Origin of the sequence: Dyadobacter sp. LHD-138 (assembly GCF_030929615.1) — a bacterium.
GTDB lineage: Bacteria > Bacteroidota > Bacteroidia > Cytophagales > Spirosomataceae > Dyadobacter.
In genome coordinates, this window is sequence record NZ_JAVFVU010000042.1 from 22,304 (window position 1) to 39,317 (window position 17,014).

Below are 17,014 nucleotides of genomic sequence, written 5' to 3' on the forward strand. Positions count from 1 at the left end.
TTTTTGTCTACCCGAATAATGAATAATAATAGTAATCCCATAGTATTAGATTCGATTGAAGATGCCATTGAGGCAATCAAAAACGGCCAAATGATCATCGTCGTGGATGATGAAGATCGTGAAAACGAAGGCGATTTTATTTGCGCTGCCGAACTGGTCACGCCCGAAATAGTCAATTTCATGGCAAGAGAAGGCCGCGGATTGATTTGTGTTCCGATCACAGAAGAGCGTTGCGCCGAACTGGAACTGGATATGATGGTGGGCAATAACACGGCACTTCATGAAACAGCGTTTACCGTTTCTGTGGATTTGTTAGGCCATGGCTGCACAACCGGTATTTCTGCAAGTGACCGGGCCAAAACGATCCAGGCTTTGGTAAATCCCGAAACGCGTCCGGAAGATCTGGGCCGTCCGGGACATATTTTTCCGCTGAAAGCGAAAAAAGGCGGCGTCCTTCGTCGTACCGGGCACACGGAAGCTGCGATTGATTTCCCTCGTCTTGCCGGTTTATCACCAGCCGGTGTTTTGGTTGAGATATTGAATGAAGATGGTTCGATGGCCCGTTTGCCTCAGCTTCGTGAAATAGCCAACCGTCTGAATTTAAAACTGGTCAGCATCAAGGATCTTATCGAGTATCGTCTTCGGAAAGAATCTTTGATTAAAAGAGAAATTGGCGTGGATATGCCAACGCAGTGGGGACATTTTGACCTGATTGCCTACCGCCAGATCAATACCGGCGACTTACACCTGGCCCTGGTAAAGGGTACCTGGGAAAAGGATGAGCCTGTTTTGGTACGTGTCCATTCGTCTTGTATGACCGGCGATATCTTTGGTTCCTGCCGTTGTGACTGCGGGGCTCAGCTTCACGCGGCCATGGATTTGGTAGACAAAGCCGGAAAAGGTGTTGTCGTTTATATGAACCAGGAAGGAAGAGGCATTGGTTTGTTAAATAAACTCAAAGCTTATAAGCTTCAGGAAATGGGACGCGACACTGTGGAAGCAAACCTGGAACTGGGCTTTGCAAGCGACGAACGTGATTACGGCGTTGGCGCACAGATTCTTCGCGACCTGGATATCACCAAAATAAAACTGATTACCAACAATCCTAAAAAACGTGCCGGACTGATCGGTTATGGCCTGGAAATTGTTGATTCCGTTTCTATTGAAATTCCTGCAAATCCATACAACGAACAATATCTGATCACCAAGCGTGATAAGATGGGGCACAGTTTGAGTAACCTAACTTTCCCCGGAAATCAGGCATGACACAGGTGCAGCTTGTCGCAACAGAAACTGACATTCTAAAATGCCGCAGCGCTATTCAGGCGCTGCGGCCTTCTTTAACGGACGCGCTGTATTTCGAAGCTGTTCAGCGAACACTGGCAGACAACCGGCAGATTATTTTTATTGAAGATGCCGGACAAGCTGCTGCAGTGGCTGTTTTTGAAACGGGTTATAATCTGTTTCGCGGAAAATACATTTACATCGACGACCTCTCCACCCTTCCTCAGTATCGGGGAAAAGGATACGCGGGCATTTTGCTAGACTGGATCTTTGATTTTGCGCAAAAGGAGCAATACGAGCAGATTCATCTAGATTCAGGTGTAAATGTGAACAGAACCGATGCGCACCGCCTGTATCTCAACAAACGTTTTCAGATCACCAGCCTGCATTTCGTGGCAAATGTCTGAACGGTTTGATTTTTTCAGCCCTTTGTACGAATTTTGGCGTAGGTTTTAATCTAAAAGGATTGCCCGAATTCATTCATCAACATACGGTAAACCCGGTCAAAATTATTTTAATGAATATCCATCAGGTTTTTGAAGCATTCAATTCTTTACGCGTACTGGTCATTGGCGATGTTATGCTCGACTCTTATGTTTGGGGAAAAGTAGAACGTATTTCTCCGGAAGCACCTGTCCCGGTTGTTAATGTAAGTCACAGAGAATACCGCCTCGGTGGTGCCGGAAACGTACTTTTGAACGTACAAGCCCTGGGCGCCGAAGCCATCATCTGCTCGGTGATCGGTACGGATACTTCAGGCGATGCCTTGAAAAACAGCCTGATTGAAAAAGGGTTGAACTGTGAAGGCCTCATCCGCAGCGAAAACAGAATCACAACGATCAAGGAACGTATTATTGCAGGATCCCAGCAGGTGGTTCGTATTGACACAGAAACGGATAAACCCGTGTCCAGTGACGAAAAAGACAAACTTGTTAACAAAGCCAAAGAACTGATTCCTTCCTGTCATGTCATTATTTTTGAAGATTACGACAAAGGGGTTCTGACAGCAGAGTCCATTGCGGAGATAACTGAATTTGCCAATTTACATAACGTACCGACGGTTGTTGACCCTAAAAAACACAATTTTCTGGCTTACAACAACGTCACGCTTTTCAAACCAAACCTGAAAGAACTCCGGGAAGGATTGAAAGTGGAATTCAATGTGGATAACCCAGCCGAATTGCAGGCGACCGTTGCGCAATTGAAGGACACTTTGGGCGCCAAAGGTGCGCTGATCACGCTTTCTGAAAGAGGTGTGTACATTGATTTCAAAGAAGAAATACATAAGCTTCCTGCCCATATCCGGCAAATCGCCGATGTTTCGGGCGCGGGCGACACGGTGATCAGCATCGCCGCATGCTGCGTAGCCCTTGGACTTCCGCCGCACTCAATCGCAGGGATTTCCAATCTGGGTGGCGGGCTCGTTTGTGAACTTGTCGGCGTTGTTCCTATTGATAAGGCACTTTTAAAAGCTGAAGCTGAAAAGGAAGGACTGATCTAGACCTTCAAAAGGATAAGTAAAAGGGATCGATAACATTTTAGCTTATCGATCCCTTTTTTTATTTTTTGGTAAAGCGCATCATAGCAATATCGCCACTAATGAAATTTAACGTCGTACCGTCACTCACAGCATAGGTATTCACTTTTTTAAGGGCTTCTGTAAACACATTTTCCCCGTCCCCCTGGCACATCATTCTGGTCATCGCGTAAGGATCTCTGAAACTGATCTTATGCCCGTCTGCATTTAACTTTCCGGAAAAGGAATTACAGCTCGTATTCCCGCTAAACCTGTTTTCCTTGACTTCAAAGGTAATTTCAGGCTTTTTGTCGGCGTACAATTCATCGAAAGATTTTCCGGGAACCATCAGATAATTCAGGACCCAGGTGCCTTCCAGAGAAGCAACGGATGATGTGGCGGCAGGTTTTGAGCTCATTTTGCTGTTTTTACAGGATGGCAGAAAGCTCAGACAAATGAATGCAGCGATAAAGAATTTTTTCATACGTTTTTGTGATAAAGTGTTTGTCCGATGGTCGATCTAATCTCTAATCCAGTATTTCGGTTAAATAAATATAGATAAATTACGACTGGCAGACAAAAATCACCAGTTAATTCCGCCTCCGCCAATGCCCATCTTATGTGTAAATCTGCTGGACAATTTCGACCGGCTTGTGATGTACCGGATGCTGGCACCGATGTATGGCGTTGTTCCCGGCGTGTACGCGGTGAGCGTTTCCCTCGCACTGTTAAAAGTTTTCAACTGGCGGAACGTTGTGACGCCTGCTTCCAGAGAGATATTAATCGCTGTAAACAAGTGTGCATTCGCAGAAACGCCCATTTTTATCTGCCGGTAATTTTCCCTTCTTAACATTTTTTCCTCCGGCGTCTGAATCTGGAACCCGCCGCTGTAACCATTTAAACCGGCCATCATATCTACATTAAACCATTTTGTGGTGCGGTAATTGACATTGGCCATAAAGGGCAGCAATGCAGAAACTCGCCAGTCTTTTCCAAACCGCTTGTTGACACCGAATACCGGCACGAAGCGCAGTTTCTGATTGTAGGCTAAAACGGAGCCGTACATAATTTGCGTATGCAATCCCAGAATATGCATACGGGCCGCGCCTCCCCAGAAAAATGGCTGCGGCGTAAAAAACGTTTCGTTACTTTCCGTCATGCCCAGCCCCCCGCCATAAACCCAAAGCCTGTCTTTGATACTGGCCTGCAATCTGATCACACCCAATGAGAGTGTTTTATAACCATTACTGGGAATATTCTTCCCGTCAAAGGTTGGTTGTATTTGCGTAAACTGGGTTAATAAAACCGTGTGTACGGCCCGCAAATCAAACTTTTTTCTCAGACTATAACCCAGCTGGACTTCGCTCTGAATCGGGATGATGCCGAAAAATCCGCTCCTGGTCACGCCATAATCTTTCCCGGTTCCCTTACCAAGATTTGACGGCACATTGTAATCGGCCTTTAAAGTTAAATTGGGATAAAAAAGTCGGCTCAACGCAAAATGTTGGGCCTCAACCGAAGAAACGGCCGAAAAAAGTAAGCCAAAAAATAAATGTCCGGAAATTTTCATGCAAGGATTCGGGGTGTGATTGTCGGCAAATAACGAGAAAAGGGTTTGGGTATTGTACGGTGTTATTTAGGCGATAGTGTAATTAAAAGTTTGTTTATTTACATTATCACTAAACCCTCATACATTAACATGATAAAATTACCTTCCCTTCAGGCTTTAACTGAAAGCTTTTTGCATACCGTTGTACGCTATAAATGGGTCGTTCTGACCGCTTTGATAAAACTTATTTTACTTATTTATTACATTGAAACACCGTACCAAAATGAAACCATAAGAAATCTTCTAACACGGTTATCTTATACTTTCTTCTTATCGCTTCCCATGGTTCTGGCAATTCAGCTCGTATGGGAAAGGCGACAATGGAAGAATAATATAAAAATTGGGTTACTGGGCGGGACAGCTGCATTGTTGGTTTGTTATTATTTTTCAATAAATAAAAATCCCAGCCAAACTGATTATTACCGCTTCCTGCTTTTTATGGCAGCGGCGCATTTACTCGTATCCTTCGCTCCATTTCTGAAATACGATGAACCAAACGGATTTTGGCAGTTTAATAAAACACTCTTTTTACAGTTTCTAAATGCAGCATTATATTCTACCACCTTATACTTAGGTCTTTTGATTGCTATCGAAACTGTTACGTTTTTATTTGACATTAAATTTCTCTTTGAAATAGAAGCAGACCTTTTCTTTGCCATTTTTATCTTTTTCCATACTGTATTCTTTCTAAGTAAAATCCCAGAAAATCTGGAAAATCTGGAGCAGCAAACTGATTATCCTTCTGGATTAAAAATATTTACGCAATATGTTCTGTTGCCGCTTGAAGTCATTTACCTGCTGATCTTATATGCCTACACAGGGAAAATTCTTTTTCAATGGCAGCTTCCGGAAGGTGGTGTCGCATATCTGGTTTTAGCTTTTTCAATAGCAGGTATTTTAGCTTTATTACTTTTACATCCTTTGCGCAAAAGTTCAAAGGAGTCTTGGATAAGTCTTTTCAGTCATCGATTTTATCTGGCATTATTGCCATTAATTATTCTTCTCTTTACAGGAATTTTCCGAAGGATCAATGACTACGGTGTGACAGAAAATCGCTATTTGGTTGCAGTACTAGCTTTTTGGCTCGCCGGAATCACAATTTATTTTTTAACAATAAAACGTAGTGATATTAGATGGATTCCTCTCACACTTTCTATTATCAGTTTTATTATGGTTGTAGGTCCCTGGAATATTTTTAAGGTCGCAGAGAGTAGTCAATTAAATCAATTTCATGAAATTTTAGTAAAAAACAAGCTCGTAAATAAGGAGAATAAGATTGTTGGCAAGGCAGTATTACCAGATGAAGAATACAATCAATTATTTTCCATTATCCAATTTTTTAGAGAGAGAGAAAAGTCATCACTGGATAAATACTTTCAACAACTTCCCCCAAATACAGATCGCAATAAATTCTATAACGCAATTGATGATTTTATGCGAAAACACGTCTCAAATAAAACATCAAATGAATTTGGCTCTTTTAGGAATTATTCTTCGGATATAGCGAATCAACAGGAGATCAATCTAAACGGTTACGATTTCTTGTTAGACTTTAATGTAGACAACTCTCTTGTAACAAGAAATAAAGAGTGGAAAATTAGTAGTGAGAATAATGGTAAAATCGTAAGTATATATCGTCACAATCAAAAAATTGTATCTTTTGATATTGAAAAAAAGATGGATGAAATAAGTCAACAATTCGGAAGTAATTCGAATAAAATACCTCAACAAATGCTGTCTCTGAAATATGACGATTCAAAAAATCATTTAAAAATCATTTTACGTACAATTTCCGGAGATCGACAGCGATATTATGTTCATGGATACCTCTTGTACAATAATTAAACTGCCGCCGATAGTACAAAAATTTAATTATTTGGTATAGTCATAAACCGAATTCAAACATTATCTCATTCATCGATGCAAGCTCTCAGGAATAGTCTCTTTATGCTTTTGTGCATTTTAGCACCAATGCTTTTATCCGCTCAAAATACCGGGTCTACCTACGCCGAAAAACTGGGTTATCCGAAGGGCAAAAAAGTCCTGATTATCCATGTGGATGATGTGGGCATGTCCTACGAATCCAATCAGGGCGCCATCAGGGCGATCAAGGAGGGGGTTGCCAATTCTTTAAGCGTTATGATGCCCTGTGGCTGGGTGCCTGGTTTCGTACATTATCTGAAAGAAAATCCTGAACTGGATGCGGGGCTGCACTTAACATTAACTTCCGAATGGAAAGATTATCGCTGGGGACCTTTGGCCGGTAAAAATCAGGTAAAAGGTTTGGTTGACTCCGAAGGTGCCATGTGGAGAGGCGTCGCTGATGTAGTCAAAAATGCCTCGCCGGATGAAGTTGAAAAGGAGATCAGGGCACAGCTGGACCGTGCCAGAACCATGGGTTTCACACCAACGCACCTGGATTCGCATATGGGAACACTTTTCGCCACGCCCGAATTTTTACAGCGTTATTTAAAGGTGGGGATGGAAGAAAAAATTCCGGTAATGTTTCCCGGCGGACATAATAGCGTGGCGCAGCAGCAGGAAAAAATAGTTGCGGATCAGCTGGCCATGACGCAAATGGTGGGAAAACAACTTTGGAATGCCGGGTTACCCGTTCTGGATGATCTTGAAAATTCCAGCTATGGATGGAAAGGCCCGGAATCCGGCGATAAATCCGAGAAAGCGCTTCAAAAATATAAAACAGAGAAGTATATCAATGCCATCAAAAACATCAAACCCGGATTGACCATGGTGATTATGCACTGCACCATCCATACCGAAGTGTTCCCGAAAATTTCAGATTCTCACCCAACCCGCGAAGGTGATTTCTTGGCGATGATCGACCCTGAACTTCGAAAATACATTGAAAAAGAAGGCATCATCCTGACGACGTGGAGAGAAGCGATGCAGCGCCGTCAACAGGTTAAATAACACCCCTACCGTGTCAGAACACAGCTATTTAAATTTTGACACGGTATAACTTAACCCGTTGGGTAAAAGTTATAAAATAGTTCACAAATTTTGTGAACTAAAAAACAAAAACCCCGGCAGACCAAAGTCTACCAGGGTTTTATATTTGCTATGACTAAAAGCTCATCGCTAAAAGCCAACTGCTAAATCCTACAAATCAATTGCTTCACCGTAAGCCGCCTCAGTTGCTCCTTTCAAAGCTTCTGACATGGTTGGGTGTGGGTGAACTGAACGCATAATTTCGTGTGCAGTCGTTTCCAGTTTACGGGCCACGACAACCTCAGCGATCATTTCTGTTACGTTCATACCAATCATGTGTGCGCCAAGGAACTCACCATATTTGGCATCAAAAATAACTTTTACGAAACCATCCGTAGCGCCGGCAGCCGTAGCTTTACCCGATGCTTTGAATGGGAATTTACCCACTTTGATATCGTAACCAGCTTCTTTGGCTTTCTTTTCAGTGAAACCAACAGAAGCGATTTCAGGCTGGCAATACGTACAACCCGGAATGTTTCCATAATCCAAAGCTTCTGTTTTGTGGCCTGCAATTTTTTCTGCGCAGATGATACCTTCCGCCGTAGCAACGTGTGCCAAAGCCGGGCCAGGCGTACAGTCACCGATTGCATAGAAACCAGGAACGTTGGTTTCGTACCATTCGTTAACGGCAATTTTACCTTTATCGGTTTTGATACCTGTTTCTTCCAGACCGATATTTTCGATATTTGAAACGATACCAGCCGCTGAAAGCACTACATCTACTTCAAAAGTTTTATCTCCTGTTGGTGTCTTTACAGAAACAACACAGCCGCTTCCGCTTGTATCCACCTTCTCAACTGAAGAGTTTACATACGTGTCAACACCCAGTTTTTTGTATTGCTTGGCAATTTCTTTCGAAATGTCTTCGTCTTCAACAGGAACAAGGTTTGGAAGGAATTCAACAACCGTTACTTTCGTACCCATGGTTGCATACACATAAGCAAATTCCATTCCGATTGCACCAGAACCTACAACCAATAAACTTTTTGGCTGTTTTTCAAGGCTCATTGCTTTACGGTATTCAATGACTTTCTGACCGTCGATTTTGATATTCGGCAATTCACGCGCACGGGCACCCGTTGCGATGATAACGCCTTTGCCAGCCGTGTAATCCGTTTTCTTTCCGTCCTTATCAGTAACTTCAACCGTTTTTACACCTTTTACTTTACCGGCTCCCATGATGACGTCGATCTTATTCTTCTTCATCAAAAAGGCAACACCCTTGCTCATGCCGTCTGCTACACCACGGCTACGTTTGATAACGCCTCCGAAATCAGCAGCATATTCCCCTACGTTAATCCCGTAGTCTTTCGCATGCTTAATGTATTCAAATACCTGCGCACTTTTAAGAAGGGCCTTGGTTGGAATACAGCCCCAGTTAAGGCAAATTCCACCTAAAAGTTCTTTTTCTACAATTGCTACTTTCAATCCTAATTGCGAAGCACGGATCGCTGCCGGATATCCGCCAGGACCGCTACCAACGACAATCACGTCATACGTTTGAGCCATTTTCTAGTATTTTTATTTGAAAGAAATGGGTTGACAAAAATTTCATGCAAAGGTAGTAAATACCTTTATGAAAACGGCAGTTAATCCTCGGGAATGGTCAGGAAATAGTCAGGGATTGACATGGGGTGCCAGGAAGTCGTTGGTTGTGGGGACTTGTCAGGGATGGTCATTTGTTGTCAAGCATAGTCAGGCGTTGACGGCTGCCGGAAGGCAAGTTACCATATTGCCATTGATGCGTACTAATAGAAATTTCATGTATTCATTTATTTTCGAATAATCTTTACTTTATGAAACTTGAAGCGCTACATATTTATCAGATGGCTATGAAGTTGGGGGACGCCGTGTGGAGTTTGGCGGATTCGTGGCGTTATTTTGTTAAAGATACAATTGGCAAACAGTTGATACGATCTGCTGATTCGGTGGCGGCAAACATTGCAGAAGGTTATGGTCGGTATCATTATAAAGAAAATCTGAACTTTTGCTTCTATGCGCGTGGTTCTTTAAAGGAGACATCGACATGGCTTGCAAAAGCACAGAACAGAAATCTGATAAGCCTAGAAAAATTCACAGAATTAAGCCAACTTTGCGAATAACTGTCGGTGAAACTCAATAGCTATATCAGGACGATTGGGAAGGTTCCGGGAAAATGAATGTCATGGATAGTCATTCATAGTCAGGTTTTGTCAAGGAGTGTCATTTATCGTCAGGCATCGCTGGCAACTTCCTGACCATTTCATAACCACCCCGAACAACAAATGACAATTTTATGACCACTTCCTGACAATACTTGACTTTTAATTATTTTTTCAACTATAAATTCAAAAAATTCAATGACACTTGATCAATTGAAAGACTTGAAGGCCCGTGTAGAGGCTTTGGGGAGGTATCTTTGACTACGCTAACCGAAAAAAACAGCTAGACGACCTTGAACAACAAACTTCTCAGCCTGAATTCTGGGGCGATTCAGAACGTGCTGAGAAAACAATGAAGGAAATTCGCGGATTGAAGTTCTGGACCAACGGTTATGAAGAACTATCAAGATTACGCGATGACCTGGATACGATCTGGGAATTTTATGACGCAAGCGAAGCTACCGAAGAAGAGGTAGACGAAGAAGGTAAAAAACTGGAAGCGAAGCTTGATGAAATCGAATTCCGCAAAATGATGGGCGAAGAAGGCGACGAACTTCCGGCCGTTATTGAAATAAACTCCGGTGCCGGTGGTACCGAGTCGCAGGACTGGGCTTCGATGCTCATGCGAATGTACATCATGTGGGCCGAAAAAAATGGCTACAAAGTGCGCGAAGTGGATTTGCAGGATGGAGATGTGGCCGGTGTAAAATCGGTAACATTGGAAATTTCCGGTGAATATGCTTATGGAAATTTAAAGTCGGAAAATGGCGTTCACCGTCTGGTGCGAATTTCTCCTTTCGATTCCAATGCCCGTCGCCACACCTCGTTTACATCGGTTTATGTATACCCACTGGCCGATGATAACATTGAAATTGACGTCAATCTGGCTGATATTACCTGGGATACCTTTCGTTCAGGCGGCGCGGGTGGACAGAATGTAAACAAGGTAGAAACAGCAGTGCGTCTGCACCATAAACCTTCGGGCATTGTCATCGCCTGTCAGCAGGAACGTTCGCAGCTGATGAATAAAGAAGTGGCTATTCGTTTATTGAAATCGCGTCTGTATCAGATCGAGCTTGAAAAACGCAACGCAGCACGTGCAGAGGTAGAAGCATCCAAACGTAAAATCGAATGGGGTTCGCAAATCCGCAGCTACGTACTGGACGACCGCCGTGTAAAAGACCATAGAACGGATTATCAGACCTCCAATACCGATGCCGTATTGAATGGCGAGATTAATGACTTTATTAAGGCTTACTTAATGGAGTATTAATAAATATTGATTTTGAGAAAACCTTCAGACATTATCCAATCACTGGATTTGTTTGGAGGTTTTACCTATATTTATAAAAAAAAGCTATGACCGGCATTCGATATATAACCAATGAAAAAGGTCAAAAAACTGACCTTATTATTTCTTTGGAAGAACACGGACAAATTGTAGAAGACCTATTAGATGCGTTATTAGTTGAAGAGCGGAAAACAGAGGATTCAATGCCTTTCGATACGTTTGTAAACCAATTAACCGCTGAGGGTAAATTCGATGCATAAAGTTTATAAATTACTTATTACAAACTCTGCCCAAAAGGAAATTCGTACCCTTCAAAAAACAGAAGTACAAAAAATAATTCCTGCAATTCAATCACTGTCCGAAAATCCTCGTCCTTCAGGTTGCAAAAAATTAGTGTCTGTAAAAAATATTTACAGAATAAGAATTGGGAATTATCGTGTTCTTTATTCCATAGACGACCTGATACGAATTGTAGAAATTTCCGGGGTAGAACATCGCAGGGAAGCCTATGAGTGATTCCAGCAAAGAAATCCTCCACTATCATGTCCTCGGCCGGGGCCCCAAAATCCTTCTCGCCTTTCACGGCATTGGTCAAACCGGCTTAACCTGTTTTGAACCCTTTTCAGAACTTTTAAGTGATCAGTACACCATCTACGCCTTCGACCTGTTTTTTCACGGATGCAGTAAAGGAATGCACGGGAACGATGATTTTTCCGATCGGGACATTGTTACCAAAAAATTATGGAAAAGTCTGATTTCTGAGTTTTTACAACAAAACAACATTGATCAATTTGATATCGCGGCATTCAGTATGGGCGGCCGATTTGCACTGGCAACCCTGGAAGCTTTTCCGCAACAGATCGATAAAGCATTCCTGATGGCACCAGACGGCGTTTCCGAACACCCGCTTTACACCCTGGCATCCCGGTTCTGGCCAACGCGGAAATTGTTTCACAGGGTTTTGAAAAATCCGGATACTTTAATAAAATCTGCGCATTTCTTCCAAAAACTGGGACTTATCCACAATAGCCTGATACGTTTTACACAATACATGCTGACAGATCCCAAAAGACAGGAAACCATTTACCGCTCCTGGCTAGCTTTCCGGATGCTAAAATTTGATATTCCCCAACTTTATCGCAAACTAAACGGCACAAAAATCTATCTGTTTATCGGTAAATATGATAAGTTGTTGAAAGCAAAGGATGTGAAGCAATTATCAGTGCTTCTTCCAAAAGAGCGATACTTTTTATTGTCTGCCGGGCATTCGAATCTGGTGGACAAAGCTTCGGTTATTATTCGGGATTTGGGAAAGTAAATTTGACGGGTTAACCCCGATCTGCAAGGGTTAATATTTCGCTGCATTAGCGCTGCAATAGTAACATTTTCAAGCGGTTCGCTTAACCTGTCCGTAAAATATTCTATCTTTAAAGAACTCCTTTTCTTCCTGAAAATCCTTAACCTAGATGCTAAAAACAAGTACTTCCAAGCCTGTTACGCACAAAAACGACACAAACTGGCGCCTGAAAGCCATCATGGGCGGTTCCATCGGCAATTTGGTAGAATGGTACGACTGGTACGCTTATTCGGCTTTCTCCCTATATTTTGCCGGCAGTTTTTTTCCCGATTCGAACCCAACCGTTCAGCTTATTAACACCGCTGGAATTTTTGCAGTAGGATTTTTAATGCGTCCGATTGGCGGTTATCTTTTTGGAAAAATTGCAGATACAAAAGGGCGCAAGGAAGCCATGACATTGTCGGTTTTATTGATGTCTTTTGGCTCTTTGCTCATCGCATTTTTGCCTGGTTATGGCACAATCGGTATCGCCGCGCCTGTTTTACTGTTGGTCGCACGGTTATTACAAGGACTGAGCGTTGGTGGTGAATATGGTACTTCGGCAACTTATTTGAGTGAAGTGGCAACCAAAGAAAGACGTGGATTTTATTCCAGTTTTCAATATGTAACGCTCATCGGCGGACAGTTGATCGCCCTGGGGCTGCAACTTATTTTACAAAGGATTTTTCTGACGGAGCAGGAAATGCATGCCTGGGGATGGCGTATCCCTTTTGTTATCGGGGCCGCTCTTTCATTGATCGCGTTATATCTTCGAAGCAATCTGCATGAAACGGACGCTTTCCAAAATAAAAATACATCTCCGGCCAAAAAAGAAGGCTCGATGACCGAATTGCTCAAACATCCCAGGGCCATCGCTATCGTCGTGGGACTTACCCTGGGCGGAACACTGGCATTTTATACTTACACCACCTACATGCAAAAGTTTCTGGTTAACACGGTTGGGTTAACCAAAGGCCAATCCACCACGTTAACTTTCTGCTCACTGCTGATTTTTGCCCTGTTACAACCGGTTTTCGGCGCATTGAGTGATAAAGTGGGGCGTCGGCCACTTTTAATCGGTTTCGGCGTTTTGGGCACGCTTTGCACCATTCCTTTGCTGACCACATTAAGCCATACTTCCACCATGTGGGGGGCATTCGGTTTATTGATGGGCGCACTGCTCATCGTCAGCGGATATACCTCTATCAATGCCGTCGTAAAAGCCGAATTATTTCCGGTGGAGGTACGTGCTTTGGGTGTGGGACTGCCCTACTCTTTAACCGTTGCTATTTTTGGCGGAACCGCTGAATATCTGGCACTTTGGTTTAAAAACATCGGCCACGAAAATTACTATTACTGGTATGTTACCATCTGCATCTTCCTTTCCCTCATGGTATATATAGGCATGAAGGATACAAAATATACCTCTCTGATTGAGCACTGACGCATGCAACCATTAGAAATGTACTATTCCAATTAAAAAGATAATTTATCTATTGACATCACCTTTTTAATTTTATAACTTTCTGGAAACCAAAACATTCCGATAGTTATGGACATGATGCACAAAATTGAACGTTGGGGCGATACACATCACCCTGCCTGGATGGATGGAGTACGCATTGCGTTGGGCATACTGCTTTTTGCTAAAGGTATAAGTTTCATCAGCGATACCACGCGACTGGCTCATCTGATCAGTGACATGGACTTGCATTTATACACGGTCACGGCTGTCCATTACGTCGCTTTTGCACACATTTTCGGTGGTTTTATGATCGCGCTGGGATGTCTGACCAGAATATCGGCTGTTTTGCAAATCCCGATCCTGATCACCGCAGTATTTTTTGTCAACCTTAGAACGGGTTTTTCTTACTTCAATTCAGAATTATGGTTATCGATGATAACCCTCATATTGGTTCTTACCTTCACGGTCATCGGATCTGGTAAATTCTCGATGGACGAATGGATGAAGAATCACAACAATTAAAATATTCAGCGTTACAAATCTCCGTCAGCAGCGCAGCAATTATAGCACGGTTATTGAAATAACCGGTTTAATTGTTGTGCTGTTTTTATTAGGCCCTTGACATCTCATACGGCTTTTTCCCTTCCGGCAAAACCTTGAATAGGTATTTCTTTTTGTACTCAAGCGGTGTCATATCCGTTACCTTTTTGAAATGCCGGTAGAAATTTGAAATGTTATTGAAGCCACATTCAAAACAGATCACTTCGATCGTAAGACTGTCCTCAATCAGGAAGCGGCATGCGTGGCTAACCCTGATTTCGACAAGAAAATCATTATACGTTTTCTTCGTCATCAGTTTGAAATAACGGCAAAAAGACGTGACGCCCAGGTTTGCAATGGCGGCAACATCCTGCAACGAAATCGGATTTTTATAATTGGATAAGGTATAGGCGTAAACCTTGTTCAGGCGGAGCGTTTCCGAATCATTGGATTTGTAAAAAGCATGGGCCGATGTGATCGTTTCGGTTTCACTGGTTTCCGCCAGGATTTTCAAAATCGACAGCAGTGCGATTAACCTGTCAAGATTTTGGGCATTTACCGTCGAGCGCATCAGCGCAATGATCCGTTCCCTTGCCTCGCCGGTAATAACGAGTCCTTTTTTTGCCTTTTCATACAATTTGGGAATAAGATAGGCCTCGGGCAGATTCAGCAAATCACCGCCCAGACAATCGGGCAAAAAATGAATAATAATAACTTCAACCGCAGAACTGCCCATTCCGCCTTCCACCCGCCAGGTATGCGGCAGGTTTTCACCAAGAAGAATCAGCTCACCATCCGAAAAATTACTGATATTATCCCCGATAAACCGTACACCATTGCCTTTGATCAGATAATGCAGTTCCAGCTCCGGATGGTAATGCCAGACCGTGCCAAAACTCGATTCCCGCTCATGTCGTATGCTGAACGAGTTTTGGGATTTTATCGGAACCTTGTGAAAATGGGGTTTCATATTATTAAATTGAATCAGGACAACACGGCCAACATCCTACTGCTTTCAACTTAATAAGTACCAACTATATTATTTCTATTCACCAAAAAACTTAAAACTAATTTTAGCGATCGGCTGCCAGCACCTGTCCGATTGCTGACAGCCGATAACCGATAGTTCCGTTAATATGGCTTGGACGTACCCTGAATCAGCCATATTTTCGAATAATGGTGATCCTTGCTTTGCCCTGCCGGAACATAATTTGTGGGCACTAATTTATCGATTGCAGCATTGTAATTGACCAGATAATTCGGATCTACATTGGCTGTCGGATACATGTACCGTACCGGTAAAGCGGGACCAAATTGTGCTACCGCCCCTGTTTTTAAAGCAGGGAAGCCAGTGCGCCTCCAGTCAAACCAGGACTGAACGCCAAACCAGGACGATATCCACTTTTGTTCCATAATGCGCTCCTGTTTATTGGCTGCATCCGCATAGCCAACGGAAGGCTGTGCATAATAATTATCAAAATTAAAGGCTGTCGCTGTAAACACACCGGCTTTTTCCATCGAAGACCGAATTGCCTTTTTGTAGTGTGCTTCCGCGTCACTCGCCCCAAAACCACCAAGCAAAGCCGCTTCGGCAAGGATAAATTCTACTTCATCATAAGTCATCAGGTCCATCGTTGCATACGGATCGGTATTCTTACGATAGCGGTCGTGAATGTAAGAAATATACGGATTGCGCTCATTTGGATAAGTTGCCCCATCATTTCCTTTGTTATAAGCTACCGCCGAAGTAATGGACATGCCTATGGGCAGTCCTACGTATAACGACGTATCCGCGCTGGTTGCAGCAGCAGGGACATAGACCACGGAGAAAGTCTCTCCAAACATATTTGTCACCGTTTTTGTCGTTGGTGCCGTCACTTTGGCATCCCACTTTCTCTGAACAGGTTGCGCCCAGCGTTCCAGCCTTGGGTCCTTAAGATTGATCAGTTTGTCAATCAAAGTTTTCCCTGGTTTCAACAAATAGTTCGGGTTGGCAGCATTCAAAAGACCACCCGGAGAGGAATTATCCGCGGTTGTTCCCAAAAAAGCCATCACTGCGTTATCACTGTTGCTAGCGAAAGCGGCTGCGCTTGCCTCCTTAAATTCCGCTTCGATATTAATACCCAAAGCACTCATTTCCGCTTTTTTATCCGCCAATCTCAAGGCATAGCGAAGACGTAACGAATTGGCAAATTTCTTCCATTTCACCGCATCCCCTTTGTACATGACATCGGCAGTCGCGCTGATCGCGTCTTTTGCTTCCAGGCTGCTTAACAATGTATTTGCTTCTTTCAGATCAGTCAGTATTCCTTTGTAGATTTCGGCCTGCGCATCATATTTGGGAAAATATTTTCCTGTGGATGCGTTTAACGCCTCCGAATAAGGAATATCTCCATACAAATCCGTCATAAGCCCGAAAATTGAAGATTTCATCGTCAGCGAAATCGCCTGAAAAAAGCGGTTGTTATCACGTACGCCATTGTCATAAATCAGCTTATTATTCCGCAGCACATCAAAAACACCCACGTTCGAAGCACCTATCCAACCTTCCTGAACCCAGGCATACTGGTTGATAATCGCCGCACCTTCGTTGGTTCCTGCCTGCATGTACTGCATCGTCGCCCCGATTTTAGATCCGTCCCGTCCCAGCGTGTACACCATCTTTCCCGCGTTGGTCAACACATAGGTCAGGATGTAATTTGACGAAACATTTTCCGGGGCGTTCGGATTCTTGTTAACCTCTGTCAAATCTTCACACGAAGTCATGAAAAGACATAGTGTCGCCAAAAGTATGATATATATCGATTTTATAGCTTTCATATC

General features: G+C 43.1%; 18 protein-coding genes. 13 read left to right on the top strand and 5 right to left on the bottom strand.

The annotated features are described in order from the left end of the window. The first annotated feature begins 18 nt into the window (after positions 1 to 18). The 3 genes from RB622_RS25255 (at position 19) to RB622_RS25265 (ending at position 2,785) form a co-directional block, all read left to right on the top strand. Entirely contained in the window at positions 19 to 1,266 is a 1,248-nt protein-coding gene (locus RB622_RS25255; protein WP_308049534.1) for a bifunctional 3,4-dihydroxy-2-butanone-4-phosphate synthase/GTP cyclohydrolase II, read from the top strand. Beyond that, positions 1,263 to 1,691: a GNAT family N-acetyltransferase gene (locus RB622_RS25260; protein WP_308049535.1), complete on the top strand. Its 429-nt coding sequence runs from the start codon at positions 1,263 to 1,265 to the stop codon at positions 1,689 to 1,691. Before RB622_RS25255 ends, RB622_RS25260 begins: the two co-directional genes overlap by 4 nt. A 110-nt stretch (positions 1,692 to 1,801) precedes the next feature. Continuing rightward, positions 1,802 to 2,785 carry a bifunctional ADP-heptose synthase gene (locus RB622_RS25265; protein ID WP_308049537.1) on the top strand — a complete coding sequence of 328 codons (984 nt, stop codon included), beginning with the start codon at positions 1,802 to 1,804 and terminating at the stop codon, positions 2,783 to 2,785. Between the two features lie 58 nt (positions 2,786 to 2,843). Here RB622_RS25265 and RB622_RS25270 read toward each other — a convergent pair whose 3' ends face one another. Further along, positions 2,844 to 3,284 carry an META domain-containing protein gene (locus RB622_RS25270; protein ID WP_308049538.1) on the bottom strand — a complete coding sequence of 147 codons (441 nt, stop codon included), beginning with the start codon at positions 3,282 to 3,284 and terminating at the stop codon, positions 2,844 to 2,846. A 99-nt stretch (positions 3,285 to 3,383) separates the two neighbouring features. Next, positions 3,384 to 4,370, bottom strand: coding sequence for a DUF6268 family outer membrane beta-barrel protein (locus RB622_RS25275; protein ID WP_308049539.1), 987 nt, complete (start codon positions 4,368 to 4,370; stop codon positions 3,384 to 3,386). Positions 4,371 to 4,499: 129 nt separating this feature from the next. On the opposite strand from RB622_RS25275, the gene RB622_RS25280 reads away from it, so the two are divergent. Together RB622_RS25280 and RB622_RS25285 are read left to right on the top strand one after the other, a co-directional pair. Next, a complete protein-coding gene (locus RB622_RS25280) occupies positions 4,500 to 6,254 on the top strand; it encodes a DUF4153 domain-containing protein (protein ID WP_308049540.1) in 1,755 nt (584 codons plus the stop codon). A gap of 126 nt (positions 6,255 to 6,380) precedes the next feature. Continuing rightward, entirely contained in the window at positions 6,381 to 7,340 is a 960-nt protein-coding gene (locus tag RB622_RS25285) for a polysaccharide deacetylase family protein (RefSeq protein WP_308049541.1), read from the top strand. A gap of 189 nt (positions 7,341 to 7,529) precedes the next feature. Here the strand turns inward: RB622_RS25285 and lpdA are convergent, their stop codons facing one another. After that, positions 7,530 to 8,927, bottom strand: a complete 1,398-nt coding sequence (gene lpdA / locus RB622_RS25290) for a dihydrolipoyl dehydrogenase (protein WP_308049542.1) — start codon at positions 8,925 to 8,927, stop codon at positions 7,530 to 7,532. 67 nt (positions 8,928 to 8,994) lie between these two features. Here lpdA and RB622_RS25295 point away from each other — a divergent pair, with 67 nt between their 5' ends. The 8 genes from RB622_RS25295 (at position 8,995) to RB622_RS25330 (ending at position 14,173) form a co-directional block, all read left to right on the top strand. After that, positions 8,995 to 9,204 carry a hypothetical protein gene (locus RB622_RS25295; protein WP_308049543.1) on the top strand — a complete coding sequence of 70 codons (210 nt, stop codon included), beginning with the start codon at positions 8,995 to 8,997 and terminating at the stop codon, positions 9,202 to 9,204. A gap of 10 nt (positions 9,205 to 9,214) precedes the next feature. Continuing rightward, a complete protein-coding gene (locus RB622_RS25300; protein ID WP_308049545.1) occupies positions 9,215 to 9,520 on the top strand; it encodes a four helix bundle protein in 306 nt (101 codons plus the stop codon). Between the two features lie 237 nt (positions 9,521 to 9,757). Then, positions 9,758 to 10,832, top strand: a protein-coding gene (gene prfB, locus RB622_RS25305; protein WP_308049546.1) for a peptide chain release factor 2 whose coding sequence is annotated in 2 segments (ribosomal slippage) — positions 9,758 to 9,817 and positions 9,819 to 10,832 — 1,074 coding nt in all. Because the reading frame shifts where the segments join, the coding sequence is not laid out codon by codon here. Between the two features lie 86 nt (positions 10,833 to 10,918). Beyond that, entirely contained in the window at positions 10,919 to 11,110 is a 192-nt protein-coding gene (locus tag RB622_RS25310; protein ID WP_308049547.1) for a hypothetical protein, read from the top strand. Further along, positions 11,103 to 11,366: a type II toxin-antitoxin system RelE/ParE family toxin gene (locus tag RB622_RS25315; RefSeq protein WP_308049549.1), complete on the top strand. Its 264-nt coding sequence runs from the start codon at positions 11,103 to 11,105 to the stop codon at positions 11,364 to 11,366. The genes RB622_RS25310 and RB622_RS25315 overlap by 8 nt, the downstream gene beginning before the upstream one ends. Continuing rightward, complete coding sequence (locus RB622_RS25320; protein ID WP_308049550.1) at positions 11,359 to 12,168, top strand: alpha/beta fold hydrolase; 810 nt, start codon at positions 11,359 to 11,361, stop codon at positions 12,166 to 12,168. Before RB622_RS25315 ends, RB622_RS25320 begins: the two co-directional genes overlap by 8 nt. A 148-nt stretch (positions 12,169 to 12,316) precedes the next feature. Then, positions 12,317 to 13,630, top strand: coding sequence for an MFS transporter (locus RB622_RS25325; RefSeq protein ID WP_308049551.1), 1,314 nt, complete (start codon positions 12,317 to 12,319; stop codon positions 13,628 to 13,630). A gap of 108 nt (positions 13,631 to 13,738) precedes the next feature. Then, the gene (locus RB622_RS25330) at positions 13,739 to 14,173 is read left to right on the top strand and encodes a DoxX family protein (protein ID WP_308049552.1); all 435 of its coding nucleotides are present in this window, start codon (positions 13,739 to 13,741) and stop codon (positions 14,171 to 14,173) included. Between the two features lie 88 nt (positions 14,174 to 14,261). Here the strand turns inward: RB622_RS25330 and RB622_RS25335 are convergent, their stop codons facing one another. Continuing rightward, positions 14,262 to 15,161 (bottom strand): AraC family transcriptional regulator, encoded by a 900-nt coding sequence (locus tag RB622_RS25335; protein WP_308049553.1) that lies wholly within the window; start codon positions 15,159 to 15,161, stop codon positions 14,262 to 14,264. A gap of 161 nt (positions 15,162 to 15,322) precedes the next feature. Then, positions 15,323 to 17,011: a SusD/RagB family nutrient-binding outer membrane lipoprotein gene (locus tag RB622_RS25340; protein ID WP_308049554.1), complete on the bottom strand. Its 1,689-nt coding sequence runs from the start codon at positions 17,009 to 17,011 to the stop codon at positions 15,323 to 15,325. Positions 17,012 to 17,014: the final 3 nt, after the last annotated feature.